The sequence below is a fragment of the Elusimicrobiota bacterium genome, assembly GCA_040757695.1.
GTDB lineage: Bacteria > Elusimicrobiota > UBA8919 > UBA8919 > UBA8919 > JBFLWK01.
In genome coordinates, this window is record JBFLWK010000236.1 from 1 (window position 1) to 1,272 (window position 1,272).

The following is a 1,272-nucleotide window of genomic DNA, read 5'->3' on the forward strand; positions in this document are numbered from 1 at the left end:
GCACAATCTTATTGAGAAAATCTCTCCAAAATTTTTTTATTGACACAGTATAAAGTTGTAAAAATCTAAATGATATGATAAAATGATTTTAAAATGAAAAGACTCTATATAGATTTATGTGTTTACAATAGACCTTTTGATGATCAAAGACAACCAAGAATTAAACTGGAAACGGATATATTTCTATTTTTGTTGGAGCAGATTGAACAAAAAATGTATCATACAGTAAATTCTACAGTTCTTGAATATGAAAACCAACAAAATCCTTACATAGAACGTAAAGAAAAAATTTTATCATATTTAAAGATGAGCAGAGAAAAAGTAAATCTTGATAAATTAACTATCAACAGGGCTACAATTTTAGAGCAATACGGTATCCCTTCAATTGATGCATTACACCTGGCACTATCAGAAAAGTCAAAAGTAGACTATTTTGTTACTTGTGATGATACATTGGTCAAAAAGATTAAAGGAATAGAAATTATGTTAAAAATAAATGTGGTTACACTTGCAGAATTCGTTGCGAAGGAGGAAAAACAAAATGCAAACAGTTAGTCATATGGTAAATGAAGAAATCAGAATGGAAGGATGGAATGCTTTGATCAAACGTTTGGGTATGGCAGGGGCAACAAGATTCTTACTTGAATACCAATCTGGTAAAGGTAATTATACGAAAGAAAGAAAACGTATTTTTCAAAATAAAACTGTACGACAGATAGCAAAAGAAATATAATTTTATCTGAAAGGAAGGTAAAAGTGCTTGATATACAGTAGTCAGATGTATTGAGATTGTTTTCCAAATATTCACCCTGTTTCGGTAACTAATAGATGATTTGAAACGTACACTTGACTTGAAAAAAAAATAGGTATAATTATCTGTAGAAGTAGTAGAGTTAAGCAAAATTTTTATTTTCAGTAGTCAAATGGAGGTCTCAAATGAAAAAAGAATTTAACGTGAATTTATTAGTTTTTTGCTTACTTTTTGCTTTTTCTGTTCCTGTATATAGTGAAATTGCCAAAGGCAAATTTGGTGTCGGACTTAATTACCCCGGGTTGGGGGCAAGGTACTTCATAAGCGATAAAATATCTGTTGAACTTAAAACTCAGATTGAAAAAGATATATCTGTTAGCGGTTTAAGAGGTTATTATTACCGAGAAAAAGCGTGAAAACGCATAAAGTTTATAGTGCTACGACGAGACATAATTTTGAAAATTTTGCAAACCCACAAATTTTATTTAATCTTTAATTCTTTTATTTTCTCTGTGATATAA

The 1,272-nt window shown here is 29.7% G+C and carries 3 protein-coding genes; all 3 read left to right on the forward strand.

Going from position 1 to position 1,272, the window contains the following annotated elements; translation table 11 throughout:
* The first annotated feature begins 93 nt into the window (after positions 1-93).
* A complete protein-coding gene (locus AB1349_14430; GenBank protein MEW6558522.1) occupies positions 94-555 on the forward strand; it encodes a PIN domain-containing protein in 462 nt (153 codons plus the stop codon).
* The gene (locus AB1349_14435) at positions 542-733 is read left to right on the forward strand and encodes a hypothetical protein (GenBank protein ID MEW6558523.1); all 192 of its coding nucleotides are present in this window, start codon (positions 542-544) and stop codon (positions 731-733) included. The genes AB1349_14430 and AB1349_14435 overlap by 14 nt, the downstream gene beginning before the upstream one ends.
* Positions 734-936: 203 nt before the next feature.
* On the forward strand, positions 937-1,167 hold the full coding sequence (locus AB1349_14440; protein MEW6558524.1) for a hypothetical protein: 231 nt from the start codon (positions 937-939) through the stop codon (positions 1,165-1,167).
* Positions 1,168-1,272: the final 105 nt, after the last annotated feature.

Coding starts and splice junctions, on each gene's coding strand:
- AB1349_14430 (MEW6558522.1), top strand. CDS start 94: ATGAAAAGACTCTATATAGATTTATGTGTTTACAATAGACCTTTTGAT.
- AB1349_14435 (MEW6558523.1), top strand. CDS start 542: ATGCAAACAGTTAGTCATATGGTAAATGAAGAAATCAGAATGGAAGGA.
- AB1349_14440 (MEW6558524.1), top strand. CDS start 937: ATGAAAAAAGAATTTAACGTGAATTTATTAGTTTTTTGCTTACTTTTT.